Origin of the sequence: Zobellia barbeyronii (genome assembly GCF_018603515.1) — a bacterium.
Classification (GTDB): Bacteria; Bacteroidota; Bacteroidia; order Flavobacteriales; family Flavobacteriaceae; genus Zobellia; species Zobellia barbeyronii.
In genome coordinates this window covers 163,843-190,606 of the sequence record NZ_JACATN010000006.1, presented here as the reverse complement: position 1 = coordinate 190,606, position 26,764 = coordinate 163,843, and the positions used below count along the sequence as shown (strand labels likewise).

Here is a 26,764-nt window from a genome sequence, read left to right as displayed (position 1 = left end):
ATGACTTGGTATAGGTATCATTTGATTAAAAATCAGTAATATTCTATTGTCCTTAAACCCTCTGTCCGCACAGGATTATGCTTAATAATTAATGCTGTAAATTTACCGCTTTGATAAAGACTGGCAAAAAAAAGCACAGTAACTTTTTGATTTTACCGGTAGAATAATCAATGGTATTCTAAATTATTTTTATATCAATAATACTTTTTACAAATGTCTTGGGAAGATGGTCTTCAGTAAAGTAAAGAAACGAATCACTATGAATGTTCAACCCGTTATCAATCAGTCCTATAGAGTTCCATCCTAGTTTATTTGGTGAAATAAAATCTTTTCTAACGTTATCGGCAATATAACAGTACTTATGATTCTTAAAAGTCTGTTCTATGGATAGGTAGTTTTTCTTATCTGGTTTCTCGGTACCCAATTCTTCAGAAATTACGATTTTATCAAAGTAATCTTCGATGCCTAAAGCCGTGAGCTTTGCTCTTTGTGTTTTGCTTCGGCCATCCGTAATTATAGCCAGTTTACCTTTTTTATCTTGAATAGCTTTTAGGAGGGGAAGAACACCCTGAAATGGGTTGATTGAAGGGATATGGTTGCGATAAAGCGTTATCAACATATCTTTTTCAACCTTAAAAGTAGCCGTTAAGTATTGGAATACATTCTCTTTGTTTCTATACATAGAGAACATTTGAGCGAAAAGGTTTTCCCATTGTTTTGGGTTCAGTTCTTTGGCTATAGCACAATAAGCAGACCTTAGATAGTCCAATTCATTATAGAGTGTATCATCCAAATCAAAAACAATAACCGTTTTTTCATCAACCTTTATATCCATGTACTAAAATTTCGTCATCGTATCTAATCATAAGAAGGTCTTTCTCCCAGCAATCAAAACTTTCTTCAATTTGCTTTCCTTGAGTAAACTCTTCTATAATCCATTTTGGATAATTGGCACCCGATAAATAGGATAGGGGATAACCACCACCAAACCTAGGGTTGATTTCTATAGCGCGAACCTTATCTTCCGTATTATGCACAAAAAACTGAGCGGTAAGACAGCCTACAGCACCATTTACAGTCCCTAGATTATCCTTGATATAATCAACGAGAAGATTTTTCACGGTTAAAGCCTTGTAAACCTCACCATCTCTAACTTCAATTCTTTTACGAGGCACCACACATTTTAACTTGTTGTCTTTTCCGTAATACAAGTCACAAGTAAACTCGTTATAAACGTCATGATCAAGATATTCTAAGAACATTAGTTTATCATTTTCAAAATGATAATCAGTCAGGTCTTTTTGGTCTTTTATTAGATATGTATCTACACTTCTACTACCATCAATTGGTTTGATGAAAAGGGGTAGGGTATAGTCTTCTTTTGTAAATTCTTTAGCTACGGCAACATTGTGCTCTTCAAAAAACTTATGAATTTGTCTTTTATCTCTGCATTTGCCAACAAAATCAGTTGAAGCTACAACGGGAATGATTCCGTTCTTTTCTAAAAGCAACCTGTTCTGTGCTAACGGCAATAGTTCTGTATCTATAGTTGGAATCAATAAGCCTATGTTACGGCTTTTACATTCTTCTATTAACACATTAAAATAATCTGGATGGGTAACAAAGGGCACTTTAAAATAGCCATCGGCTATTTGGCATGCACCTGAAAGGGTAGGGTCTGCATCAGACGTGTAAACCTTTCCTTCAGGGTATAACTTTTTAAGTTCCTTTTGAAAAGCTCTAACCAGAGACACGCGCCTACCGGCAGAAGAGATGAGGATATTCATTGTGTTAAAGTATAAAAAGATCGGAACATCTTTATGAATGGATTTATCAAAGGTTTCCTATTAAATACGAAAACCAAGCACGAATAGCCTATTCCGTGATAATCTTCTCCTATGAATTTCTTTAAAGGGTATGCGTCTATTTTTTCAAAGTCTGATAACATAGCCGGAATCTCCGAAACCGAGATATCTGATTTCATTAAACGAACCATAAGAAAAAAAACAAACGATTGTTGTCTGGTTTTTAATCGGTTAATGCAGGCTTCTGCATTTGGATGATTACTTGGTATTGTTACAATTAACTTATCAAAAGCATGAGCTGCATTTGCATTGTCGTAAATTACTTTGTTATAATGCTCAGGACTTTTATTTCGCATAGCCGAGGTAGGCAAAATACGATATCTATGAACATCTAAGTTAAGATGGGCCATTCTTTTGGCCTGACAGAATAGTTCTGCAGTGAGTATGGCATCTTCCATCCATTTACCCTCTATAAAACGTATACCGGTATTTTTAATAAAATCTCTCTTAATTAAATACCACCAAATTTCATTTTGATGTTTTCTGTGCGCTATATAAGAAATACCATCTTCAATAGTGAGTGGGGCTAATTGGTCGCCTAAATTATCCGAAACTGGATATTTTTTTTCTACAACAGACTTAGTTTTGAATGTAAGGATGTCTAAATCATTATCTATAGCTAGTTTTAATAATACAGGTAATGTATTTTCAGCAAGATAATCATCAGGGTCTAAGAAGTAAATATAATCACCTTGCGCCAAATCAAAACCAGAATTACGTGCAGCACCAACGCCAGCATTTTTTTTATCGATTACTTTTACATGGCCATTTTCCTTGGAGTAATCAAGGGCAATTTTAAGTGTATTGTCTTTTGATTCATCATTAACGATGATAATTTCGTATTCGCTAGTATTCAATTCTTGATTCAATAAGCTATCTACACATTCTTGTAGATATAATTCCATATTGTAGCAGGGAATGATTATACTTAATTTCATACTTTACTATTTCCTGTAAAAACTTCCATTGTAGCGCTTGAATCGGAACTAATACCGTCGCTTTTAAGAACCTTCTGAACTGTTAAAAGAATTATTTTCAAATCTAACCAAAAAGATAGGTTTTCAACATACCAAACATCGTATTCAAATTTTTTATCCCATGCTATAGCATTTCTTCCATTTACCTGTGCCCAGCCAGTTATACCCGGCCTAACTAAATGTCTTTTCTTTTGTGTGTTATTGTATAAGGGTAGGTAGGATACTAAAAGCGGTCTAGGTCCAATAAGACTCATTTCTCCTTTTAATACATTTAAGAGTTGTGGTAATTCGTCAAGAGAAGTTTTTCTAATGAATTTACCCACTGGCGTAAGTCTTTTTTCATCAGAAAGTAGATTTCCGTGTTCATCCTTTTTGTCGTTCATTGTTTTGAACTTAAGAATTTGGAAAATGTCCTCATTCTTACCAGGTCTTTTTTGAACAAAGAAAACATCCCCTTTATTAGATACGGCCAAGAATACTATTACTAGCAAAATTAATGGTCCAGCAACTATTAAGCCGATTAAGGCTACAAAAAAATCAAATAATCTTTTTAAAAATAATTTATACATTGGTATTGATGTGGGTATTGCAAATTAACTATAATATTTTATTTTTTATTTGCGCCTATAGACAAAATACAGCTTTAATAGATGTAAAGTTTTCGAAGATTTTTAACCAGACTAAACCTTATTCTATTTTGACCTTACTTAGTCCTTAATCTTTTATAACTGTTCAGAGATTATGTTTAATATATGTTCGTTAATTATATGTACATCAAACTTATTTTCTGCCAATTTTCTGCTTTCTAACCCCATACTTTCAATTTCTGCGGGATGTTCTAAGAAATATTTCATAGCCTTTACTAAAGGTTCTTCTTCCTTTGGTGTGATGAGAAATCCATTGACCCCTTCTAGAACGGTTTCTTTACAACCTGGTTGCATGGTAGTAATAACTGGCATTCCAGATGAAAGTGCCTCAAGAATTGAACGCGGCACACCTTCACGATAATACGTTGGAAGGACAAAAATATCTAACTCTGAAATAACCTTTGCTACGTTCATGGATTTCCCATGATAAACAATCGTTCCTTTTTTATTTAAATCTTCCAGTTCTTTTTTAGAAACAGCTGAACTACTATTTTCGGGAGGTTCTCCAATAATATGAAATTCTGAATTAGGGTATTCTGCACGAAGTTTTTTTGCGGCATTCATAAAGAGATCAACACCTTTTTCTATCATTAGTCTACCTACTAGAACAAATTTCACCACACTAGTTGAGGAATGTACTCTTGGTTTAAAAGCAAATTTTTCTAAGTTGATACCAGAACCATCTACGACATGTAAAGACTGGTTTTTATCTACTATTTTATGGCTTTTAAAAAGCTCGAGGTCGTCGGAATTTTGGAAAATAACGGCCTTATTACTTTTTAAGGCTTTACGATATAAGAATTCAGTTACCCATTGTAATACTTTTGCCTTTGTAGTAACCCTACTAAAAGTAAATCCTAAACCAGTAATTAGCGAAATTACAGGGATATTTAACTTTTTGGCAGCAAATGAGCCATAAATTACAGGTTTAATAGTGTATGGAAAAAGAATATCTATCTTGTGCTCTGTCATCAAGTTTTTTAATTCTTGAATCGTATTATAATCACTTAGAGCATTTAAGCCAGTTCGTTGCAAATGAAAAGGAATAGGAATGCCTCCTAAATCTCGGACCAGATTTAACGTGCTCTCATCAAAGTCTGGACCACCACAATATACCTTAAAGCCTTGACTCAATAGGTGTTTGATAAGGTCTCCCCTAAAGTTGCTCAATGAAAAAGAAGCGGAGCAAAGGATTAGGATGTTTTTTTTGATTTGCATAATAGTTCGCTAAAAGCGGTTTCGTTTATAATAGTATTACTTTACAAAATTCAATAGTGCCACTGACAGATTTATTTTTAATCTAAGGATTCCATCATCGTATTATAGAATGAAGCTTGTGTCCTAGACTTTAAAAACGATTCAAATATAAGTTTATTGGCTTCGGTATCGTTTTCAATTGCATTTATAATGCAGTCCTTTAATTTTTCTATGTTTTCTGTAGGACACGTATAAATATTTGGGATATCTTCAATGCCGCCAGCACTAAGTGTGGCAGCGATAGCAGTATTTTGCGACATCATTTGCAGGAGTACGTTAGGAAAACCCTCAATACGTGATGATAGTACACATGCTTCTGCTTTTTTAAAGTATGCGTAGACATTTTTAACATAACCTGGCATGTGAATCTTGTCTTTCAGACCTAAGCTTTCAATCTTATTACTAAGACTAGCTCTTTCAGAACCTTCTCCCAGAATAATTAGGTTCAAATTGGGGTGTTTTAAAGCTATAATTTTGAAAGCGTCTATGAGAATGTCAAAGCCTTTTGCGGGGGCTAATCTTCCTGCAGCAACAATAAATTTTTTATTCTCATATTCCTTGGCAATTGTGCCTGTTCTAGAGCTTATATCATCAAAATTAAAAGGATTTGAGATAGTTGTAATGTTCAGCTTTTTTGTCAAAGTAGGGAGGGCCTCTATAAGCTGATTCTTCATATAGTCCGTTTGTGTAATAACCAATGAGGAACCTTTATAACCTATGGAATAAAAAAGAGAATAGATTTTTAATTTATACCCACTTAGAAGTTTAAAAATCGAATTAGATTCTCGGAGAATAACTTTAGCTTTAATAACTTTTAAACGTTTAGCTAAACCCAGGGTGCCATTTATAATAGTTTGTGATGAAAACGTATAAGATACATCACTATAATTTTTAAAAAGTAAATAGGGGATAAGGGCAAGGGCTCCTATGAAGTATGAACTGAAAGGTAGATAAACAATGTCAAAATTTTCTTCTAGTTCATCCCAGCCTTTACTCGTTTTTTTAGATAGTATAATTACACGGCATATTTGCTCATGCTTAGCCAAGTAAAGAGACATGCTTTTTACAATATGCTCAGAACCTTGTATGCTGTCTGTGGGTAATACAAAAAGCCAGGTATGTTTTTGGGTTGGTTTCAGTTTTATGATTTTGTTACCTGTTCTATTAATTATACGCTCTTAAATACTTTAATTTTCAAAAGGAAGCTTTAACATTTCTCCAAATTTAAAATCCCATTCTTGTGGTTCAAATTTCCCAAATCCTGACTCTGAATGGAAAGTTAGTTCACCAAAATATATATTGTCTTCTATAACATATAAATCGACCCTTACGCAAATAAAATCTTTTGCTAATTTTTCTGCAATTTCAACCATATTTTCAAAGACTTCTGGTTTTCTGACAGGCTCACCATTCTCGTAATTCCATTTACAAGGGATAAGGTTCCAATTTATATCGTACAAATTTCTTTTGTGGTCTGTTGCACGGTCAAGGTCCACTTGGGTGAAAACTACTTTTCCATTAAAACAATGTAGTTTAAAATCTGAAGGAATCATTCCTTCTTCCGTTACAAGTAATTTTTCAACAACTAACCTTGGTTCTATATCGTTATATTGCCATTCGCCTTTGTGGTTTGCATAAGTACTATTTAATTGCTCAGCTAGTTTTTTCCTGGTTTTGGACCAATCCATATCGTTTTTGTCCCAAACTATGGTTATCCCTCCACTATCATGATTTGTTTTTATAATTACCGGATAGTCAGGTAAATTTTCAGGGGTGATTTCTTCAACGTTCTGAGTATCTTTTATAAGAGGTATTAAATAGTTATCTCCTATTTTTAATTCAATATGTGTTCTTACGGCATATTTATCAGCACATTGTATATGTAAATCACTCCGGTCGTTTAACTTTAACCATTGCAATTTTTCGTTATATGATTTTGGATTGTTTAAATCTAATTTGTAACCTAGCATTCTTTTGAAACGAAATTCAATAAGTGTTTTCTGAGAAATTACTTGGTTTCTAACTTTAAAAACTGGGCTTATAACAGAATGAACCAACTTGGAACTGTAATATAATTTTGTTAAATAATGTCTAATTTTCATAATTAAAGCATGTGTATTAGATGATTTTATTCCTTTTAAAAATTCATCCTAATGAGGGTGGCATTTCAGTTATTTTTTTCGGCTAATAGGGTTAAAAAAAAATCCTCATACTTTCTCAATATTATATTTGACGAGTACCGTTCCGTTACGGATTTACTCACTTCTTCTATATCCCATTTTCTTTCCAAAGCAATTTTTAGTTTTTTGGTAAAATCATTTTCATCTGCAGCGATAAAACCGTTTTTTCCTTCGATAACTATTTCATTAATACCTCCTAGCGCATTGAATACTAATACTGGCGTACCTACGGAGCAGCTTTCAAGAAGAGCATTAGGAAAACCTTCGACATACGATCCCTGAAGGTATAAGTCACTTTTTTCTAGATAGGACTTAACATCTTTTGTAAAAGGTATATGAGTGATTTTATCACTTAGATTTTCATTTTTAATATATGAGAGAATAGACTCTTCTTCGTCTCCTTTTCCTATTATGGTATAATGAAAAATTCCATCATAATTCTTAAGAATTTTAAGTATTCGTTTATACCCTTTTTGTTTAGTTAAACGACCAACCGTGATTAGTTGAGGCTCTCTGTTTTTTATTTGGGAGTGTTTGGGAGTAAAATCATTAGTAATAGGATTGTTTATCACAAATAATTTTTCTTTATGATAGCCAAAATTATTTATCAGATCATTTTGCATATCCAGACTTTGACATATAACTGCATCCAAATTTTTTGCTTGAATTTTTGAAGTCAGTTTAGATATCCAGCTGGATTTCTTAGAAGAATTTGTTATTTCTAACATAGCCGACCTAACAATAGTTTCTCTTGCCACAAATTTAACTTTAGGAAATAGTATTGAGATTAAAGCCATAGCCGAATTCAGATGAGCGATAGCACTAACAACAACATCAGGTTGTGTTTTATGTATTAAAGAAATTATTGAAGGAATGGCTATTTTAACTCTATTTTTTTCTAAGAATGTTACGGGTATATTTTCAATAGAATAAGCAATGTCATTTTTATGACCTATAACTATTAAGTGGGGAGCAAATTTATTTGTATCGAGGTTTGAAGCTATAAAAGACATGATTCTTTCCGCTCCTCCCGCCCTGAGTGAAGGAATTATAAAAGCAATTTTTGGTTTTTTAGGCATGTTAAATATTTAGGTGTAATTCACTTCCTAATTCCAAATCCCATTTTTCAGGAAGGATGGGTCTATTTCCGCCATCATGGTAAAAAGTCATTTCTCCAAAAAAGAGTTTACCATCAACATCATACCAATCAACGCGTACATATACAAACGGCTCGGAAAGTGTCTCTGATAGCTCAATCATTTGATTTAATGTTCTAGGCTTAGGGGTATCATTAGTTGACGGGTCTGTATAACGTCCATTACCTTTTGGAGATGACCATTTGTAGGGTTCTCGAACCCATTCTTTATTGTACCAATTTCTTTTATGATTTTCACTACCCCTATCAATATCTACAGAGATCATACGAACCTTGCCATTAAAACAATGTAATTTATAATCCTTCGGAATCTCTCCTTCCTTAGTTTGAAGTAGCTTTTCTACGATTATACACGGCACTATATTCTTATATTGCCATTCATTACTTCTTTGATAATAATTAATAGCCATTCGTTTCCTTAGAATAATCTGTACTTTATTGTAATCAAGTTCGTTCTTATTGTAAACAAAAATGCCCCCGCCACTATCGTGATTGGTCTTAATAATTGACGGTTCGTCGGGCAAATTTTCTAAAATAATTTCTCTATAATTAAGAGTCATAAAAAAAAGAGGTACAACAAAGTCATCTCCTATTTTTTCGATTATATATTGTCTTACCGCATATTTGTCACTACAAAGAGTATGTAAAGATGTCCTGTCATTTAGCTTTAGCCAGGATATTTTTTCATTTAGAGTTTTTGGGTCCTCCAAACTTAAGTTCTTACCCATATTTAATTTAAACTTTTTTTCAATATGCCTTTTATCATTTACCAAATCATATTTAAAGAAATTAAATAGTTTATAGAAGGGTAAAACAATCAAAAAACCCAAAGTCGAGGACTCAAAAATTGATTTAAAAAAAGTTCTAAACATAATTTTTATCGTTGTAAAATTTCCTTCTGGAAACCATTAATGTTTCAAATAATCTTTATAACTCGAATCGGTAGAATTTTCCGTACGCGCGCGATAATTCAGTGAGAAATCAATTTCAGAATTTGAAATATATTCACTAAGTACTTTTTTCTCATAGTCTTTATAACTGCCAATTATCTTAGCGGGATTCCCGCCTACAATTACTCCTTTAGGTATGGATTTCACTATAACACTACCCGCAGCAACTATAACACAGTCTTCAATCTTAACACCAGGCATAATAATACTGTTCATTCCGATAAAGACATTGCTCCCTATACTAATTCTTCTAAACAATTGTCGTCTTCCATTTCCATCCTCAAATAACCAAGTTGAGCCATCATGTGTAATAAACTGAACTCCTGGTGCCACTGTCACTTTATTTGCTACTTCTACTAGCCAAGGTTCTGAACCTAGATTGCGCGTGTATAAGCGACAGTTTTCGCCAATTGTCATCCCTTTATAACGACCGTATTCCACACCAGTCATTTTACGAGTTTTTAATCTTTCTAAAAAGGAATTTATAATATTCATAATTACATAGTATGTTTTTTTAAGATTAAATATGGGTCGCTGTTTATAGATAAATTAACAATCATCAAACTAATTTTGCCCATAAATTATTGTTGATAGTCTAACTATTATTTTACCTATAATAGTTGTTCAAAGATAATTTTTAAAAAGCTATTTTTATCAGGTAGTCTTGTTTATCATTATCGCATACTGCTTTTTTGTGTATATATAGTATACAACGGGGTTAATAGAGTAAATTATAGTTGTTGCCAAAACAATGCCGTATATTCCAAAATGTTTGAATAAATAATAATCTAGTACAACATTGATAATGAAGTTTAATATTGACATCTGAGCCATGAATTTGTTTTTGTTTATGCTAGTTAAAAATTTAACCATAACATTTCCACATAAATAAAATGGAACATACGCAAGTAATATTTGCTGTATTGTAGTTACAATGGCAGTATCGTTGGAGTCAAACTCATTGCGTTCAAATAAAAATCGGATAATTTCTTCAGAAAATATTACGAAAAGACCCACCAGTACAATGGAAAATAAAAACAGATAGTTTAATATTTTAAACAATTCATTGTAGGCACGCTTAATGTCTGTATCCACAAGTTTTGAAAAATGTGGTAATAGAACGGTGCCAAGACCTACTAAAGAAAAACCTAAAACAAAAGCTGGAATTTTTTGTCCAAAATTGATAGCGGCTATTGAACCAACTATTAATTTAGCAGCAAAATATCGATCAACTAAGGGTATGAGACTGGTAAACATGCTTGAAGACATTTTGTAAGGAACTTGTCGTAACATTGAAATAAAATAAGAATCCTTGAAGTCAGGCCTTCCCAGAGAGATAAGTTTTTTCTTAGTTGCAACAAACAAAGAGTAAATTAGACCTAGGGCGGTTGCTAGAAAGGTCGAAAATGCAAGTATTATTGCACCAAGCTCTTCTTGAAAAAAGTAAATATTTATTATCGTCACAATTGGAACGAAGATAGGAGTGAAAGAAGAATACTTATATTCATTTTCAACATTCAACATTCCATTAATAAGGGAAGTTGCACCCCACAATGGGATACATGCAATCAAATAGTAGAATTGTTGAGTTATTAATTGATAGTACTTCTCATCATGCCCAGGGAAAATTGTTTCTAGGAAAATACTGTAAGAAAGCACGCTAATTAGTAAAAGTAATCCTGAAATTACCAAAGTTAGAATTACACAGGAGGTTTGAAAACTTTCTAGATTTACTTTCAACCTTTTAACTTTTACATAATTTGGAATAAATACATTTGAAAAAGAGCTTAAAAAGACCGATTCTAATAAGGAGGGAATCATTATCGCAAGCAGGTACGTGTCAATTAATATAGAAAGCCCAAACTCTGATGCAATATAACTTTCCTTGAAAAAGCCTAACAATTTTATAGAATAGGTTATTACCAAAACCGTAGCCATATTTACGATAAGAGGTGACTTAAGCAAAGAATTTAGCGCCTGTAAAACCTTTTGTTTATATTTCATATCTAATTAACTGCGTGTTTATCAGGATTTATCTAACTTAAAATCTTTAGGTTACGATTATATTAGGTTTTTTATGGCGGATATTAATGTAGATGAACATTGAAATTAGAACACTATAATAGTTGCTAAAATATCCATGGCCAACCATTAAACCCAGCATAACAACGCAAGTAAGATAAAAATATTCTGGAGAGGTTTTCAAGAAGTAAAAGCTCTTAATCAATAAGTATGAATAGATTCCCAACATTAACAAAAACGGTAAAATACCGGCTTCGCCTAATACTAGTAGATAGGAGTTATGAATACCTGGTAATCCCATTGATTTTTGCTGCATATAGGCATAGCCATTACCAAATATTGGTTTATCTAAAATGATATCTGTATACAAAGACCAGGTGTCTGACCTTGAGTCCTCGGTCATAGTTTTTGTTTGTACTTGGGTATCACTATCGAAAATACTTTTCAGGGCGCTAAATCGACTTTGGTTGAGTGAGAGCACACTGGATAGTGCGAAAAGAATGATTAATACACCCGCTCCAATCATAGGAACCATAACATTCTTACGATTGTTATAAATGGAAATCAGAATTAAAAAAAACCAAATTACTATAAAACTTCTTGAAAAGGTTAATATACCAGCTAGTGTGAAGCAAAGTTGCCCCGCGATTTTAAGCCACTTATGATGCACTGTAAAACTTAGTGCAAATCCCATTAAACAAATGCTACCAGCATAATTTGGGTTTAAATAGAACCCACTATATCTTCCGTAGGTTGGATAAAAATTTGCATTTGCTAATGGAAAGATAAAAGCATTTATAATTACACTCAATGAACCAATTAATAATATTACATATATATCTCTTCTTTCTGTTTTATAAAGTAGTTCCGAAGCACATATTGCCACTATCATAAATCTTATGAATTCTTTAATTAGACCTTCTGTGTCAATTCCTGTGTAACCTAATGCGCTAAGCATATAATAAAGTATACCTAAGAGAATAAAGGGAAATGTAAGGGCGTGTCTTTCTTTGGCAAAGACGAAATAGATTAAAAGAAAAAGGGATGAAGCATAGCTTGTAATCGAACCAAAAGACGATCCAAAGTAAGCTCTGGAGTATGATGGAATATTACAAAGTATTAGAAATAATATGATGAACTTACAAAGTTCCATAAATTGCTTTTGTATGTTCATCCAATTAATTTTTAATAAAAACTACTATTTTAAATAAGGATTATTTTTGCGAAACAATGAATACCCCAAGCTGATGGGGGTAGTAACGGAGCAAAGGTACAAAAATACCTATGTCTAATTTGAGGGCTTCTCTTTTTTTAAAGCATCTTTAATCACATCGTCCCATTGACCAGCTACATTTTTAATACTGAACTTGAGAACTGTAGAATTGGCTGCCAAGGAAAACTTTTCACGCAGCTGTTTATCATAAAGAAGTTGTTTCAACTTGTCTTCCATTTCTAATGGATTGTCCATTTTGACTAAAAACCCATTTTCACCATCTGTAATTAGTTCTGACGGACCAGTCGGACAATCTGTAGATATGCAGGGAACACCCATGTGCATTGCTTCTATTAATGCGTTAGGAAACCCTTCAAATCTTGAAGAGAAAGCAAAAATTTTAGAATTATTGTAAAATTTAGATATGTTAGATTGCCGACCAACGAGCAATATTTTATCAGTCATTTTCAAATCTTTAATAAGGTCTTCATACTCACGTCGCTTAGGCCCTTCACCAACAATAATCAATTGCCAATTAACCGGGTTTAATTTTGAAAAAATTTTAATTAACACATCTTGGCCTTTTTGGTCTGTCAATCTACCAATATTCAAGATAACATTACTTCTTGTATCAGATGAGATTGGCAGTTTTAAGTCTGGAGATAGAGGATTTGGTAAGATAATTAGCTTTGAATTATTTACCCATGAAGAAAAAAAACTTTTAATAATTTCTGTTTGAATTATTATAAAATCAGCTTTAGGGTAAACGTACCTTCTTAGCTTATCCCATATAAAAGATTTTTTAGTAGCATTAGGGTTGATGCGCTCACTAATAATTACTGGTATATTATTTGCTCTTGATGCTAAAACAGCCATTATATTTGAAGACGTTAAAAAACCTATACACAATTCAATCTTTTCTTCTTTTATAAATTTTGATATTTTTTTATATAATCCATAATTATTAATTACTCCTTGAATGGCATTAGCACTTTTTTTTGATTTTGGGTAACAACTTAGTACTTTGATTTTATCATCTAACTTATAAAACGGTTCAAAATCAACAAAGGTTATAATTGTTACTCTATATTTTTTTGCAAATTCATTACTTAATGTACTGACGACTCGCTCCGCTCCACCAGAATTTAGAGTTCCTATAATAAAAGCAATTGATGTTTTAGACATTTTATTAAATATTCAGGTTGCGCTTAGAATAATGGGTTTACTAGATTTAATAAGAACAGCAGATTTTGATTTTAATTGTACAAAGATGGGTATTTGTAGTGACTTTCAACACTTTTTAATAACCATATGATAAGTGTCTTAAAAACTATCTATAAAATATTCAAAAATTTAGGAATTGCCATTTTGAATTTAAAGTAAAGACATAATACCTATCTTACAAGATGTTAGTTATATATAAGAATTGTCTTGAATTTTGTTTTGTTGTAGGGATGGAAGTACTTTTGATAGAGAATTATAAAAAAATAGTTTAATACTGGAATTAATGAAGAATATTAGGACTAAACTTGTGCTGACCATATATATGATTATTTGTCCTTTTTCTTTTGCTATTATAGCACAAAGTGCAAAGATCTCTACTTTCGACTTTACGGAAAACCCTAGCAATGCAATAAGAAAAGCAATTAAATCTGATTATGACACGATAATTATTAATAAACAATTTAAACCATGGGTAATACAGCCAATCCATTTTCAGAATATTATTAATAAAGTTATTATTATTGAAAAAGGTGTTGAAATTCATGCAATAAATGGAGGCTTTGGGAAGTCTGGAGATTGTTTGTTCAAGTTTGATAGTTGTAGAAATATTGAAATTATCGGGAACGGTGCCCAATTAAAAATGAATAAGAAAGAATATACAAAGGGAGAATGGCGCCATGGAATAAGCATTAGAAACTGCAAAGATATTAAGATAACTGATATTAGTATTGAGGGATCCGGAGGAGATGGCGTATATATATCTGGAAATAGTTCTATTAAAGGGACCTATTCGGAAAATATAAGTATTAATAGATTAATTTCTTTTAACAATAAAAGACAAGGTTTGTCAATTATTAGCGCAAAGAATGTACTAATTAACAAATGTGTTTTTAAAGAAACGCTAGGTACATTACCTGGCGCAGGTATTGATTTAGAGCCTAACAATAAATTTGACCGGCTAGAATCAATAGTCTTTTTAGACTGTATTTTTGAAGATAATGACCATGCAGGAATTTTGTTGGCTTTGCATAAGCTAGAAGCTTCGTCAAAACCAATAAGTGTTGAGTTTGTAAAATGTTTAATTAGGAACAATCATAATGAAACTAATAAATATGTGGCTAGTGAGATTGTTTTTGGGGCAAACAAAGTATCACCTGTCAAGGGTAGTGTTATTTTTGACAATTGTTTGATAGAAAATTCTAAATGGGGAATGTTCTTCAGTCGTAAGGTAGCTCAATCTTATACAGTTACTTTTAGAGATTGTACGGCAAGGAACATTTGCAAAAATAATACTTATCCGGCTATTTTACTTGAGGTCCCTGATTATTTTGAAGGTAGTTATGATTTAGGGGGATACGTTTTTGATAATGTTTTGATTGAGTATGAAACAAAAGTTCCTACTATTATGATACGCGGTTCTAGAATAAATACTCTAAAATCATTATCAAATGTAAGTGGTAATTTAACTCTTAAAACGTTTAACAAAGTGGATAAAGTGGCATTTATTCAATATGACCCTATGAACAACGTTATGGTTGATTTGCAAATAAATAATATTCCGATCAATCAATAAAAGGGTTCCAATACAGTGAAAAAACTAGTGGATTTTATATGTTAATACAATTTATAAATATTATAATTCTGTTTTTGAACTATTTTGTTAATTGATGTAGATAATCCTCAAGATTGGTGTACCCATCATTATTTTTATCTGAATTTCCATCATTTGGATTTTCCGGGTCAAATCCATTTTCAACTTCCCAGCTGTCCTCCATTCCATCAGAATCAAAATCAAAGGATTCAGGCCGCGATTTTGAATTGATTGTAGGGTAGCCTCCTACGGAACTTTCTGATTTTATAGTATTTCCCGTAGAGTTAAAGTAGTCTTCTATTACCCTTTTGTCAATAGGGTCATCGAATATATTTGCACCAACATTATTTAAAACAGTTTCTTCTAACAAGTCAGTACTTAAGGGGGTAATCAGTGAATTTGAATGAATTCTGGAAGGTGAATTATATTTTTCAAAAGTAGAGTTTGTGTCAGGATATTTACTATTTGTAATGCTGTTACCAGATTGGTGAACTTTCCCCTCATTTGCAGTGGCATCTGGTGTATTACTACTAGAAATATAAGTCATTGCATTCCCGGATTGTGGCTCAATATTATTTGAAATCTTATAAATATTGTTAATAACATCGAATTTTCCGCCATATGATAGTTGCGTACCGTATCGAAAGTTATAAATAACATTATTAATAACTTCAAATTCAGTTCCGGATGTCGAAGCACGAAATTGTCTATCCTTGTTATGAGCAAGGTAGTTTTGATAAAAAGTCATATTAGAAATTTCCCCCATGACTAGCACTCCATATTGTTTATCAATAGCTTCTGATACAATACAATTCTGTACGGTAATATTTCTCATGGAGCTATTTTCTGCTCTGTTGACACCAAATGAAAGAACCTCGTCTTTACCCCATGATAAGGAACAATGATCAATAACAATATTTTCCATAATATCATTACTTGTGTACTGGATAACTCTAATGGCATCTAAATCGGAAGAAGAACTAGATCCAGGTCTGACTTTTAAATATCTTAAGATTACATTACTTGTGAGCACTTCTATTCCGTTATTGGTTAAGGTTATTCCACCTGGTGAAGTTTGTCCGGCAATCGTAACATCACTATTTTTAATTCTTAGCGGTGTATTCAAAACTATTTTACCTGCAACTTCAAATACAATTGTTCTTTTACCAGTAGACTCTACTGCGGCTCTTAAGCTTCCATTGCCGGAGTCATTTAAATTAACCACCTTAATAAGTGCACCTCCACGACCTCCAGTAGTATATTTACCAAAGCCTTCGGCTGTTGGGAACGCTTTTAATTCGCCGTAATTATAATCAAAATAGATGGTTACTTCTCCTTCTTCAGTTTGTACTTCTCCTTCTTCATCGGTTGTCTCTACGGTATAAGTGAATGTATCCTCTTGGTTATTGATTGATTCATTAGGTGTGGATATTTCAGGTGCTTCATTTTCTTCTGATTCGGATTCTTCAATATTAGTATCAAATTCCGAGGTGTCTTCTTCATTTACATCCGTATTGTTTTCTTCAGTAGTTTCATTTTCACTGCTTTCTTCGGAGTTAACCTCTTCAATATTATTATTAGCTGTAACAATATAGGTTAAGGTATTATCCGGGTTTATCTCAACTGTTCCATTTTTTGGTTGCGAAGTTTCTACGATTTGTACTTTATCGGAATCAATAAAAGTGTCATTATTCAATACATCTAAAATAATAGAATTATTTCCGTTTAGATTATAACTGTCGTTAATCAAATATTGATTATAATTATTAAGACTACTCTCTGCATCTTGGACGACATAGCTTGCCAATAAATCTACATCTTTTGAACAAGATACAGTTAGTAAAAAAAAAGCAATAGAAAGTAGTACTCCTTTTGAGGGAGATATGTTTGTGCAGTGCATAAGTAGGAGTTATTTAGACAGAAAAACAGCTTTGGGAACTATTTATCTAACTTTGTTTCATCATTCTTCTCTATGAAAATTTTTGTTCATTCATCTTACTTTTGAATCAATTGAACGAGTTTTATTTTATAACTCCACCAGAGTTTTGTTTGTTGCTTACTAAGCTCTTTTTTAGACGAACAGCACTATACCTAATTGTGATTATCGATGAAGTGCTTTAAAACAAAGGTTTGAGGTAATTTATAGTAGTTAGCAATTAGTCAAAATACAAGAGTTAGGCGTTAAGTTGGTTTTTGTGTTGAGAATATTAAAAATAGATACCTTAGAACATGGTCCTGAACTATTTAGGTGGAGTTTCTGACTATTTGTGGAGGAAAAAATATTTTAAGCAAAAATAGTTTCTCGTGGAATTTTATGGAGCTTATAAAACAAAACCGTATACCATTTATTCGTATAAATCTAATTGTGTTGTTTCAGAAATTGAAATATCTCATTCGCAATAAGTTTATTTCCTTCCTTTGTATAATGTCCATCTGAGAAGCGATACCTGTCTTCAATATGTAATTCAATAACAGGTTGCTCCACACCATTTTTAATAAGTGATTTTTTTGTAAGATTGTCATGAACCAAATAGACCACATTATTTAGATTTGGTTCAAATAGTTTAAAGTTGGGCTGTGAATAGAATTTAGGGCCATTAAGTTTTTGGTTAATTAAATTTACTAGTTTTAAAGGCGATTCTTGTGATTTTTTTGACTGTTTCTTGTAAACTAAATCATTAGTGCCAGTTATTAAGATAAAAACCAATTTTGCTTCCTTTAAATTATAGGTCTCATATATGTCATTATAAGAATTTAAATTTCCACCACTAGCCCCAAAATTATAGACTTTGGCATCGATTGTTTCATCTAAAAAGTAGGCTATTGAATTGTATGTACCACAAATTTTTGATGTCACAAATGAATCACCAACTAATGCATAATTTTCACTTAATTCACTTGGTTCAAAATCAATGTGAGAATAAAAACCCAAATTATTTATATTTAATCTAATTTTTTCTCCATTTGGATTATAGCCAATAGAATCATTTTTATTTGCAATAGACGGAGTAGTAAAGACCCGCTTAATATCTGCTGTAAATTGTCTGACACTAAAAATAGGGGAGGTGAGGCCTTGAAAACATTCAAAAACTACAATGAATAATAAGAGGAAAACAAAACTATTGAGTATTAATTTCTTCATGATTAAAATTGAAAGTATATAAAATCTGTTTGAACAACACCAAAATATTGTACCACATGGAAGAGTAGAAAAATATAAAATAAAATCCTAATAATTTTATATTTTGATATAGTAGATAATCTTTCGTCTTTTCTCAAAAACCATTCTATAATAATAAATACAAGACAGTAACCTACACCTTGAAGTTTTGAACTGGGTAATTGAATTTCAATAAACATTTTTTTTATGTACAAAAAAGCATTTGAAATAGTATCACTGCGAAAGAATACCCAAGCAATAACAACAAAAAAATAAGTAACACCAATCTCAATGAATTCTTTTATAGACGGTAGAAATTTATTTTGGGCAACAATACCTCCTACATATTTTCTATTTAGATCAAAGTAAAATAATGGAACATATAATAAAGCATGTATAAAACCCCACATTAAAAAAGTCCAATTTGCACCATGCCAAAAACCACTAACCAAGAAGATGATAAATATATTTTTTAGAGATTGCCATTTACCCCCTTTTGACCCACCTAACGGTATATATAGGTAATCTCGAAACCAAGTTGACAGTGAGATATGCCATCTTCGCCAGAATTCTCCAATATTTCGTGAGAAATAAGGAAACTTGAAATTAGACATTAGCTCAAAACCAAATAACTTAGACGTACCTATGGCAATATCTGAATACCCACTAAAATCACAATATATCTGAAAGGAAAAATAAATAGCACCGAGCCATAATGTTCCTCCATCATAGTCTTGATAGTTTGCAAATATATCGTTAGCCCTTGGGGCTAAAGAATCTGCGATTACAACTTTTTTAAACATTCCGTACAAGATCAACCGAAGGCCTTGAACAGATTGTTTATAATCGAATTTTCTTTTATTTAGAATTTGAGGTAATAAGTTTGTTGCTCTCTCTATAGGACCTGCTACTAATTGGGGGAAAAATGCAACAAAAGAGGCAAAGCCTATAAAATCTGATGTAGCTTTTAAATTCTTTCTATAAATGTCTATTGTGTATGACATTGTTTGAAAGGTATAAAATGAAATACCAACTGGTAAAATTATGTTTATAGTCCATCTATTTGTCTGGGAGAAACCTAACTCCATCAAAAACTCCATTAAGGAATCAATAAAAAAATTGAAGTATTTAAATACGGCAAGAACGCCAATATTAAAAAGAATACTTACCCAAAGATAAATTTTTTGTTTAGACGGTTTGAGCTCGTTTTGGACTTTTAAACCTATAAAAAAATCAACTAAAGTGGATAACAGAATTAAAAATAAAAAACGATAGTCCCACCACCCATAAAACACATAAGAACTAACTAGTATCACTAAATTTTGCGCCTTTAAATTACCCTTAAAAAGAAGCCAATATAAAACGTAAACTATAGGAAGAAATATTAAATAATCATTTGAGTTAAATAGCACAGAATTCTAATTTTTTTAGAAACGTAAAGATATACTTTCAAAGAGAAAGTAAAGGATATAACTTATTATTGCCTGCTTCGTAATTTAATAAATGAGGTGTTATATGATTTAGATTCTATTCTTATCTTTAAAATTGGCTAGGTCAATTTTTTATTTTCACCCTATTTGAAAACAAAGTATAAGCCTATAGGTGTGACTTACATTTCGCTTACGCAAGTATTCTGAATTATTTGTGGGTATTTACAATTTAATTGATGTGATTGTATGAAATGTTTACATTTACATTTGAACTAGGCTTGTAACCATCCTTATACCTGAGGGGGTTATCATTAGGCTCTTTTATTGTAAAAGTTCCTTTTATATTTTTAACAGTGTGTCCAATGTTCGGAGCATTAATACTCATAAAAGGTACATTTTTACTATATTCCAAATAGAAGTTATTGAATTCGAAATTTCCTGTTGTCGTTTCTCCGGAAAATGCCTCAAGTTCAATCGCTGGATCTGAACTACTGGTAGATACATTATAAGCTTTGCAATCTTGGAATATAACTTTATATGCATTTGCAGATTTTTTCGCCTTTATAACACGATATTTACTGCTATTGAATTGTAACCTCTTAAAAGTAGCTGTACCTTGTACTGGGTTATTATGTTGACCTTGCCCTAAATTAAGTTCAGCCGTCGTAATTCCATTCGAGGGTGATTGCATGTTATTTTCAAAAGTACAATCGGTTACATTTACAGAAATAGGAATGGAAGAACTTGTTAGCTTTCCAACAGAGAGAAGAAATCCGTGACTATCATTATCGGAAAACATACAATTATTGAAATTTATATTTACAAGCCTATCACTAGCATCATTTGGTTCTAAAGCAACTCCAGATTCAGGGTCTGCACCATTAGACCCGTTGAATTTTGAATTTTTAACCCAAACATCTTCTGCACTAATAATACTTAGCCCTTGTCTACGATTATTTTCACTAATAATGTTGTCTAATGTAATATTCTTGGAATAAGTGGCATTATAACCACCCGAAATATACATGCCGTCGCCTCCGCTATCTTTTAAAATTAAATCCTTAACGGTAATATTGTTGCCTCCGTTAATAGCAAACGCATGTCTGTTTTCCATGTTATTGTATTCTGATTTAATCATTTTGAGTTCTGCATTATTCCCCTCTATTTTGATATTCTCAGCGGCAACTAGTTGAAATAATATACTACTAGATGCAGAGAATGCTCCAGATTTCGCCCTTAAGGTTACTCCAGACTCAAATACTATTGTCATATTTTTAAGTCTAAACAGTTTTAACGGTTGAACAATCCAGTCTGAGCTTTGCTTATCAATAACAACATAGGAACTTCCAGAGGTTAATGCTTGATATATAGCATCTGTTCCATCACTTGAATTAAATCCAAAATCAGATGCGAAAACGGCATTTGAAGGGTAGTTACCTGAACTTCCGCCAGTGTCACCACCTCCAGTGTCACCACCTCCAGTGTCACCACCTCCAGTGTCACCACCTCCAGTGTCACCACCTCCAGTGTCACCACCTCCAGTGTCACCACCTCCATTATCTACGGGTCTTTCCTTTACTTCAACTTCAATTGTAGTAGCGTGAGTTAAGCCTTCTGCATCTTTTACAGATAGTTCTACTTGGTATGTACCTGAATTTGCAAAAGTGTGCTCCGGATTTTTTGTAGTTGTTGTAGATCCATCCTTGAAATCCCAAAAATATCCTTTAATCTCTTTGTCATCTGTAGAGTTATACGCCTTCAACTCTACTGTTAAAGGAGCGTAACCAGTTAAAGGAGAACCGGAAGGTATTGCAACGGGGGCTTCGTTTTCTGTTTTAGTAATCTTAATGGTTATGGTTTCAGAGTCTTTTAAACTTTCTTCATCAGTTACCGTAAGCAATACATTATAAATTCCTTCCTTTGTAAATGAATGTGAAGGATTGGAACTTGTTGAAGTACTACCGTCCTTAAAGTCCCAAAAATAATTTTTAACTCCTTTATCATCTGTAGAATTACTACCGTTAAACTGAATTTCTAAAGGGGCTTCTCCTTCGGTAACATTTGCAGAGGCATTTGCCTTAGGAGCTTCGTTTTCTGTTTCGGTAATTATGACAGTGATAGTTTCGGAATCTTTTAGTCCCTCTTCATCTGTAACAGTTAAAACAACATTATATGTGCCTTTTTCGTTGAAAGAATGAGAAGGATTACTGCTGGTAGCTGTGCTACCATCTTTAAAATCCCATGAATAATTTTTAACAGCCTTATCATCCGTAGAACTACTGCCTTTAAATTGAATTTCTATAGGAGCTTCACCTTCAGAAATATTTGCAGATGCTTTTGCCGTTGGGGCTGCGTTTTCTTTTTCAGTAACCGTAATGGTAACCGTATCGGTATCTTCTAATCCAGCTTTATCTTTAACTGTAAGTAGTACCTCATATGTTCCAGCTTTAGTAAATGTATGTGAAGTAGATGAAGAACTTCCTTTGTCCCCATCCTTAAAATCCCATATATAACTGGTGATTTCATTATCATCAGAAGAATTTTTACCATCAAAACTAACTTTTAATGGAGCTTCACCAGATGTTGGTGTTCCTTTGGCTACAGCTTTAGGGGCGTTGTTTTCACTTGGCTTTACTGTAATAGTAGTTTCTTCTGTATCAATTTTTCCTTGAGCATCTTGCACTGTTAGGGTTACTTTAAATGTACCCGCTTTTTCAAATGTATGAGAAGGGTTTGATTCATTAGATGAATTACCATCGCCAAAATTCCATCCATAATTTTTTACCTCTTGGTCGTCACTAGAATTATTACCAGTAAAACTCACTTTTAGAGGAGCGGTTCCTGAAGAAGGAGCTGCATCTACCACGGCAATAGGGGATTGGTTTTCAACAGGAATCACTACAGGAGGCTTTATTTCATCTTCTTCTTCCTCTTTAGGAGTCTCAACAGGAGTTTCTTCCTCTTCTTTTGGTGTTTCAGCTTCCTCCTCTGTTTCCTCTTTAGGAGTCTCAACAGGAGTTTCGTCCTCCTCTTTTGGAGTTTCAGCTTCCTCCTCTGTTTCCTCTTTAGGAGTCTCTGCAGGTGTTTCTTCCTCTTCCTTTGGAGTTTCAGCTTCCTCCTCTGTTTCTTCTTTAGGAGTCTCTGCAGGTGTTTCTACCTCTTCCTTTGGGGTTTCAACTTCTTCCTCTGTTTCCTCTTTAGGAGTCACTACAGGTGTTTCTTCCTCATTCGGAGTTTCAGACTCTGAAGAGATTTCATCTTCATTATTTTCGTCAGATACGGGGTCCGGGGTAGGAGAAATTGAAGTGGGAGTTTCGTTTTCCGAAATTATAGCTTCAGCATCTTGTGGAGCACTATAGGTAACAACAAGTTTTGGTCCTTCTTTTGTATCATGCTCTTTAGATGCAAACGCTAAATCATTACCGTCTTCATGTTTAAGCACTAAAGTAATTACTTCTGTTCCTACTTTTTCTTCATCAAGAATAATTTCTTGAGTCTGATTAACTTGGTAAATTTTATTCGTGGAGCCAAGTAATGTGTCCGATTGTGGTGCTGTATTTTCCGTAATGCTATGTTCGGACCAATCTGTTGAATCTCCTTTTAATATAGATATGGTTCCATGACCGTCATCATTACTGATCGTAAATTCAAAATGAATCTCTTCTAAGCTTCCACCAATAGAATCGATTTCACTTAAATCAAACATAATATAGCTTTCTCTACTACCTTCTTCAAGTCTAATCAAGTCTTGGTTGTATCCTTTGCCACTCTGTAAATGTGCATCATGAATAGGGGTGAACACAGTAGTCCTGGTTTCATACACTATTTCTTCAAGTATTTCCTCTTCTTCAACAACTAGAATTTCTTCTTCTAGAATTTCCTCTTCCACGATTTCTTCGGAAGCGTCTTTACTTTCTGCTTCTTCAACTAGAGTTGATGGGTCATTTAAAACAGCGTCTTTTAAAAGCTCGTTGTCTTTTGTACATGAAATGATAATAAGTAGAAAAATAAATACAAATCCTATAAAAGATTTGTTTGGAGTAGTGGGGTGAAATTTCATAAGTGGGCTAAAAAGTTAAATTTTCTTAAAAACTATAGAGTCCTAAATTATTCCAAAGTCGTTTAAAAGCATATTTTATCGATTAAACGCAAGCAGCCAAAAATAGAAACAAATTACTAGCATCTGGTTTTTTCGATGAAAAATATTTAAAAATCGATGAAATACATTAAAAAGTGTTAAAATCGACCCTTTGTCGAATACTAGATACAGTACGGTAAAATGTCTTGCTTTAGACGTTTATGTTTTATGTTTTTAACGTTTTGTTAGGAGTTTAATCGATGAAGTGCATAATATTGTTAATTTTTCTGACAACTTGCTGCGTATTTTAACGATGTGAAGACCAACGATTATAGTAACTATTTTTAATAAATTCAATTTTTTTAATGATTGGTTCAAATAGAAACTTCAAAAATCATTACGCACTAATCAATAAATTTAGGAGCCAATATTAGCGGTGTATTTATATAGATGTAATAGGGAAGGAAATTATGTTCTAGAATATTAGAAACCAAAAAGGGTCTAAATAGTATATACTATTTAGACCCTTTTTTAAATTAAATGACTTTTGTCTTAAAGTCTGCCGTCAGCTTTCTCTTTTAAAATACTTTTTACATCGTACAAAATACCATCTTCGTTTAATAGACCTCTAAGGTCAAGGTCAATAAATTCTCTATGCGCAACAGTTAGCACTACTACGTCAAATTTTTGGTTGGGCAGTGTTGATACCATGTCTAGATGCAGCTCTCTTTTAACCTCTTCTTTAGAAGCCCATGGATCAAATATAGTTAAATCAGTACCGTAACTTTTTAAATTATTAATAACATCAATAGCTTTTGTATTTCTTACATCAGGACAGTTTTCTTTAAATGTAATGCCTAGAACAAGAATCTTAGCGCCTTTAATTTTAATATCCCGCAGAGCCATTAGTTTTATTACTTCAGAAGCAACGTATTTACCCATACCATCGTTCATACGACGCCCAGCCAAAATTATTTCTGGATGATAACCATATTCCTGAGCTTTTTGGGCCAAATAATAAGGGTCTACACCTATACAATGACCACCTACCAGACCAGGTTTAAACGGAAGAAAATTCCATTTGGTTCCTGCAGCTTCTAAAACTGCAGTTGTATCAATATCCATTAAATTGAAGATTTTGGCCAATTCGTTTACAAACGCAATATTAATATCTCTTTGTGAATTTTCAATAACTTTTGCAGCTTCTGCAACCTTAATACTTGGCGCTAAATGTGTGCCAGCCTTAATAACGGAAGCATAAAGGTCATCAACTTTTTTCCCTATAGCAGGGGTAGAGCCAGAAGTTACCTTAAGAATTTTTTCTACAGTATGTTCTTTGTCTCCTGGGTTTATTCGTTCAGGAGAATATCCTACAAAAAAGTCTTCGTTGAACTTTAATCCACTTACTCGTTCTAGAACAGGAACACATTCATCTTCTGTAACTCCAGGATAGACAGTAGATTCGTAAATCACCAAATCTCCTTTTTTTAATACTTTCCCAACTGTTTCACTAGATTTATAAAGTGGTGTTAGAATAGGTCTATTTGTGCTATCAACAGGTGTTGGTACTGTTACAATGTAATAGTTGCAATCTGCAATATCTTTTAAATCCGAACTACAATGTAGACCTTTAGAAAACTTAGGCGTACTTTGTAAGACAGCTTTTAAATCTTCATCGCTTACTTCAAGAGTATTGTCTTTTCCGGATTGAAGCTCTGCAATTCTTTTTTGGTTTATGTCAAAGCCTATTACAGGGTATTTGGTAGCGAACAGACGTGCTAAGGGCAGGCCTACATAGCCTAGGCCGATAATTGCTATTTTAGATGTGCTCATACTTTACTTTTTATTTTAAATTGTTCCAATACCAATCCATTGCGGATTTCAGACCCGATTTAATGTCGTACAGGGGACTATAACCTAATTTTTTTTTTGCCTTGTCAATAGAAGCTAGGGAATGCGGTACATCTCCCAATCTTTCAGGCCCAAAATTCACTTCAATATTTTTAATTATTGAATCGTACGGATTCAAGTATTGTTTTAGTAATTCAATTAATTCATTTAAACTAGTACGCTCTCCATAGGCAACATTATATACGGTATTGAGAGCTTCTTGGTTGTCAGCTAAAAGGGCTCTTACATTCATTTCTACAACATTATCTATATAGGTAAAGTCTCTCGAAAAACTTCCGTCACCATTAATAGTGGGTGACTCGTGATTTATAAGTTGTGTGGTGAATTTAGGAATTACAGCAGCGTAGGCACTATTAGGGTCTTGTCTTTTTCCGAAAACATTGAAATAACGCAGGCCTATAGTTTCAATCCCATAGGTTTTGGAGAATACATTTGCATACAGTTCATTTACATATTTTGTTACGGCGTAGGGTGATAGCGGTACTCCAATTTGTTCTTCAACTTTTGGAAGTACTTCTGAATCGCCGTAAGTGGAGGAACTGGCGGCGTATATAAAACGTTTTATTTTTGCATTACGCGCAGCAACCAACATATTTAAAAAACCCGACACGTTAACTTCATTGCTTAAAATAGGGTCGTTTATGGATCTTGGTACAGACCCTAATGCCGCTTGATGTAATATATAATCTACATTTTCACAAGCTGTTTCACAATCGTCCAGTTCACGAATATCTCCTTCAATAAAAGTAAAATTTTCGTTTCTTAGAAAAGGTCTTATATTTTCATGTTTACCAGTAGAAAAATTATCAAGACAAACAACCTTGTTACCATTTTTTAATAAGGCTTCGCATAGATTTGACCCAATAAACCCGGCACCACCTGTTACTAAAATATTATATTCTGATGAGAAATTAAGTTTTTCGAGTAACATTTAATCTAGATGTAAAAAGTGTTGGTAGTTATAAACATTAACCCCAATATATTTGGAATTAAATCGATTGACAGCAAAGGTGTGAAAAAATTACTCTGTAAGAAATAAAATTCAGTCAAAAATCTTTTTTGCTATTAATGTTAAATTTTAGGTAAGATGAAAATAAAAGGGT

The 26,764-nt window shown here is 32.9% G+C and carries 20 protein-coding genes; 1 reads left to right on the top strand and 19 read right to left on the bottom strand.

What is annotated here, in order from left to right; translation table 11 throughout:
* Nucleotides 1–178 precede the first annotated feature (178 nt).
* The 13 genes from HW347_RS18245 to HW347_RS18185 all read right to left on the bottom strand — a co-directional run bounded on the left by HW347_RS18245 (nucleotide 179) and on the right by HW347_RS18185 (nucleotide 13,452).
* Nucleotides 179–835, bottom strand: a complete 657-nt coding sequence (locus tag HW347_RS18245) for an HAD family hydrolase (RefSeq protein ID WP_214613178.1) — start codon at nucleotides 833–835, stop codon at nucleotides 179–181.
* Nucleotides 819–1,787, bottom strand: a complete 969-nt coding sequence (locus HW347_RS18240) for an ATP-grasp domain-containing protein (protein WP_214613177.1) — start codon at nucleotides 1,785–1,787, stop codon at nucleotides 819–821. The genes HW347_RS18245 and HW347_RS18240 overlap by 17 nt, the downstream gene beginning before the upstream one ends.
* Nucleotides 1,784–2,803 (bottom strand): glycosyltransferase, encoded by a 1,020-nt coding sequence (locus tag HW347_RS18235; RefSeq protein ID WP_225901976.1) that lies wholly within the window; start codon nucleotides 2,801–2,803, stop codon nucleotides 1,784–1,786. Before HW347_RS18235 ends, HW347_RS18240 begins: the two co-directional genes overlap by 4 nt.
* A complete protein-coding gene (locus HW347_RS18230) occupies nucleotides 2,800–3,411 on the bottom strand; it encodes a sugar transferase (protein WP_214613175.1) in 612 nt (203 codons plus the stop codon). Before HW347_RS18230 ends, HW347_RS18235 begins: the two co-directional genes overlap by 4 nt.
* A 153-nt stretch (nucleotides 3,412–3,564) precedes the next feature.
* Nucleotides 3,565–4,707 (bottom strand): glycosyltransferase family 4 protein, encoded by a 1,143-nt coding sequence (locus HW347_RS18225; protein ID WP_214613174.1) that lies wholly within the window; start codon nucleotides 4,705–4,707, stop codon nucleotides 3,565–3,567.
* Between the two features lie 77 nt (nucleotides 4,708–4,784).
* Entirely contained in the window at nucleotides 4,785–5,804 is a 1,020-nt protein-coding gene (locus HW347_RS18220; RefSeq protein ID WP_214613173.1) for a glycosyltransferase, read from the bottom strand.
* Nucleotides 5,805–5,933: 129 nt separating this feature from the next.
* A complete protein-coding gene (locus tag HW347_RS18215) occupies nucleotides 5,934–6,848 on the bottom strand; it encodes an ATP-grasp fold amidoligase family protein (RefSeq protein ID WP_214613172.1) in 915 nt (304 codons plus the stop codon).
* A 65-nt stretch (nucleotides 6,849–6,913) separates the two neighbouring features.
* Nucleotides 6,914–8,005: a glycosyltransferase gene (locus HW347_RS18210; protein WP_214613171.1), complete on the bottom strand. Its 1,092-nt coding sequence runs from the start codon at nucleotides 8,003–8,005 to the stop codon at nucleotides 6,914–6,916.
* A 1-nt stretch (nucleotide 8,006) separates the two neighbouring features.
* On the bottom strand, nucleotides 8,007–8,810 hold the full coding sequence (locus HW347_RS18205; RefSeq protein ID WP_214613170.1) for an ATP-grasp fold amidoligase family protein: 804 nt from the start codon (nucleotides 8,808–8,810) through the stop codon (nucleotides 8,007–8,009).
* Between the two features lie 180 nt (nucleotides 8,811–8,990).
* Nucleotides 8,991–9,527 (bottom strand): acyltransferase, encoded by a 537-nt coding sequence (locus HW347_RS18200; protein WP_225901975.1) that lies wholly within the window; start codon nucleotides 9,525–9,527, stop codon nucleotides 8,991–8,993.
* 159 nt (nucleotides 9,528–9,686) lie between these two features.
* Nucleotides 9,687–11,036 carry a murein biosynthesis integral membrane protein MurJ gene (murJ, locus tag HW347_RS18195; RefSeq protein ID WP_214613169.1) on the bottom strand — a complete coding sequence of 450 codons (1,350 nt, stop codon included), beginning with the start codon at nucleotides 11,034–11,036 and terminating at the stop codon, nucleotides 9,687–9,689.
* Nucleotides 11,037–11,082: 46 nt separating this feature from the next.
* Nucleotides 11,083–12,228 carry an O-antigen ligase family protein gene (locus tag HW347_RS18190; protein ID WP_214613168.1) on the bottom strand — a complete coding sequence of 382 codons (1,146 nt, stop codon included), beginning with the start codon at nucleotides 12,226–12,228 and terminating at the stop codon, nucleotides 11,083–11,085.
* Between the two features lie 114 nt (nucleotides 12,229–12,342).
* Complete coding sequence (locus tag HW347_RS18185; RefSeq protein WP_214613167.1) at nucleotides 12,343–13,452, bottom strand: glycosyltransferase family 4 protein; 1,110 nt, start codon at nucleotides 13,450–13,452, stop codon at nucleotides 12,343–12,345.
* Between the two features lie 322 nt (nucleotides 13,453–13,774).
* On the opposite strand from HW347_RS18185, the gene HW347_RS18180 reads away from it, so the two are divergent.
* Nucleotides 13,775–15,064 (top strand): right-handed parallel beta-helix repeat-containing protein, encoded by a 1,290-nt coding sequence (locus tag HW347_RS18180; protein WP_214613166.1) that lies wholly within the window; start codon nucleotides 13,775–13,777, stop codon nucleotides 15,062–15,064.
* A gap of 79 nt (nucleotides 15,065–15,143) precedes the next feature.
* Here the strand turns inward: HW347_RS18180 and HW347_RS18175 are convergent, their stop codons facing one another.
* The 6 genes from HW347_RS18175 to HW347_RS18150 form a co-directional block, all read right to left on the bottom strand.
* Complete coding sequence (locus HW347_RS18175) at nucleotides 15,144–16,982, bottom strand: Ig-like domain-containing protein (protein ID WP_214613165.1); 1,839 nt, start codon at nucleotides 16,980–16,982, stop codon at nucleotides 15,144–15,146.
* A 459-nt stretch (nucleotides 16,983–17,441) separates the two neighbouring features.
* Complete coding sequence (locus HW347_RS18170; RefSeq protein WP_214613164.1) at nucleotides 17,442–18,224, bottom strand: SGNH/GDSL hydrolase family protein; 783 nt, start codon at nucleotides 18,222–18,224, stop codon at nucleotides 17,442–17,444.
* A gap of 2 nt (nucleotides 18,225–18,226) precedes the next feature.
* Nucleotides 18,227–19,654, bottom strand: a complete 1,428-nt coding sequence (locus HW347_RS18165) for an MBOAT family O-acyltransferase (protein ID WP_214613163.1) — start codon at nucleotides 19,652–19,654, stop codon at nucleotides 18,227–18,229.
* A 247-nt stretch (nucleotides 19,655–19,901) separates the two neighbouring features.
* Entirely contained in the window at nucleotides 19,902–23,732 is a 3,831-nt protein-coding gene (locus HW347_RS18160) for a PKD domain-containing protein (RefSeq protein ID WP_214613162.1), read from the bottom strand.
* Nucleotides 23,733–24,302: 570 nt separating this feature from the next.
* Nucleotides 24,303–25,583 carry a nucleotide sugar dehydrogenase gene (locus HW347_RS18155; protein ID WP_214613161.1) on the bottom strand — a complete coding sequence of 427 codons (1,281 nt, stop codon included), beginning with the start codon at nucleotides 25,581–25,583 and terminating at the stop codon, nucleotides 24,303–24,305.
* A gap of 10 nt (nucleotides 25,584–25,593) precedes the next feature.
* Entirely contained in the window at nucleotides 25,594–26,592 is a 999-nt protein-coding gene (locus tag HW347_RS18150) for an SDR family oxidoreductase (RefSeq protein WP_214613160.1), read from the bottom strand.
* Nucleotides 26,593–26,764 lie beyond the last annotated feature (172 nt).

Coding starts and splice junctions, on each gene's coding strand:
- HW347_RS18245 (WP_214613178.1), bottom strand. CDS start 835: ATGGATATAAAGGTTGATGAAAAAACGGTTATTGTTTTTGATTTGGAT.
- HW347_RS18240 (WP_214613177.1), bottom strand. CDS start 1,787: ATGAATATCCTCATCTCTTCTGCCGGTAGGCGCGTGTCTCTGGTTAGA.
- HW347_RS18235 (WP_225901976.1), bottom strand. CDS start 2,803: ATGAAATTAAGTATAATCATTCCCTGCTACAATATGGAATTATATCTA.
- HW347_RS18230 (WP_214613175.1), bottom strand. CDS start 3,411: ATGTATAAATTATTTTTAAAAAGATTATTTGATTTTTTTGTAGCCTTA.
- HW347_RS18225 (WP_214613174.1), bottom strand. CDS start 4,707: ATGCAAATCAAAAAAAACATCCTAATCCTTTGCTCCGCTTCTTTTTCA.
- HW347_RS18220 (WP_214613173.1), bottom strand. CDS start 5,804: ATGTCTCTTTACTTGGCTAAGCATGAGCAAATATGCCGTGTAATTATA.
- HW347_RS18215 (WP_214613172.1), bottom strand. CDS start 6,848: ATGAAAATTAGACATTATTTAACAAAATTATATTACAGTTCCAAGTTG.
- HW347_RS18210 (WP_214613171.1), bottom strand. CDS start 8,005: ATGCCTAAAAAACCAAAAATTGCTTTTATAATTCCTTCACTCAGGGCG.
- HW347_RS18205 (WP_214613170.1), bottom strand. CDS start 8,810: ATGGGTAAGAACTTAAGTTTGGAGGACCCAAAAACTCTAAATGAAAAA.
- HW347_RS18200 (WP_225901975.1), bottom strand. CDS start 9,527: ATGAATATTATAAATTCCTTTTTAGAAAGATTAAAAACTCGTAAAATG.
- murJ (WP_214613169.1), bottom strand. CDS start 11,036: ATGAAATATAAACAAAAGGTTTTACAGGCGCTAAATTCTTTGCTTAAG.
- HW347_RS18190 (WP_214613168.1), bottom strand. CDS start 12,228: ATGAACATACAAAAGCAATTTATGGAACTTTGTAAGTTCATCATATTA.
- HW347_RS18185 (WP_214613167.1), bottom strand. CDS start 13,452: ATGTCTAAAACATCAATTGCTTTTATTATAGGAACTCTAAATTCTGGT.
- HW347_RS18180 (WP_214613166.1), top strand. CDS start 13,775: ATGAAGAATATTAGGACTAAACTTGTGCTGACCATATATATGATTATT.
- HW347_RS18175 (WP_214613165.1), bottom strand. CDS start 16,982: ATGCACTGCACAAACATATCTCCCTCAAAAGGAGTACTACTTTCTATT.
- HW347_RS18170 (WP_214613164.1), bottom strand. CDS start 18,224: ATGAAGAAATTAATACTCAATAGTTTTGTTTTCCTCTTATTATTCATT.
- HW347_RS18160 (WP_214613162.1), bottom strand. CDS start 23,732: ATGAAATTTCACCCCACTACTCCAAACAAATCTTTTATAGGATTTGTA.
- HW347_RS18155 (WP_214613161.1), bottom strand. CDS start 25,583: ATGAGCACATCTAAAATAGCAATTATCGGCCTAGGCTATGTAGGCCTG.
- HW347_RS18150 (WP_214613160.1), bottom strand. CDS start 26,592: ATGTTACTCGAAAAACTTAATTTCTCATCAGAATATAATATTTTAGTA.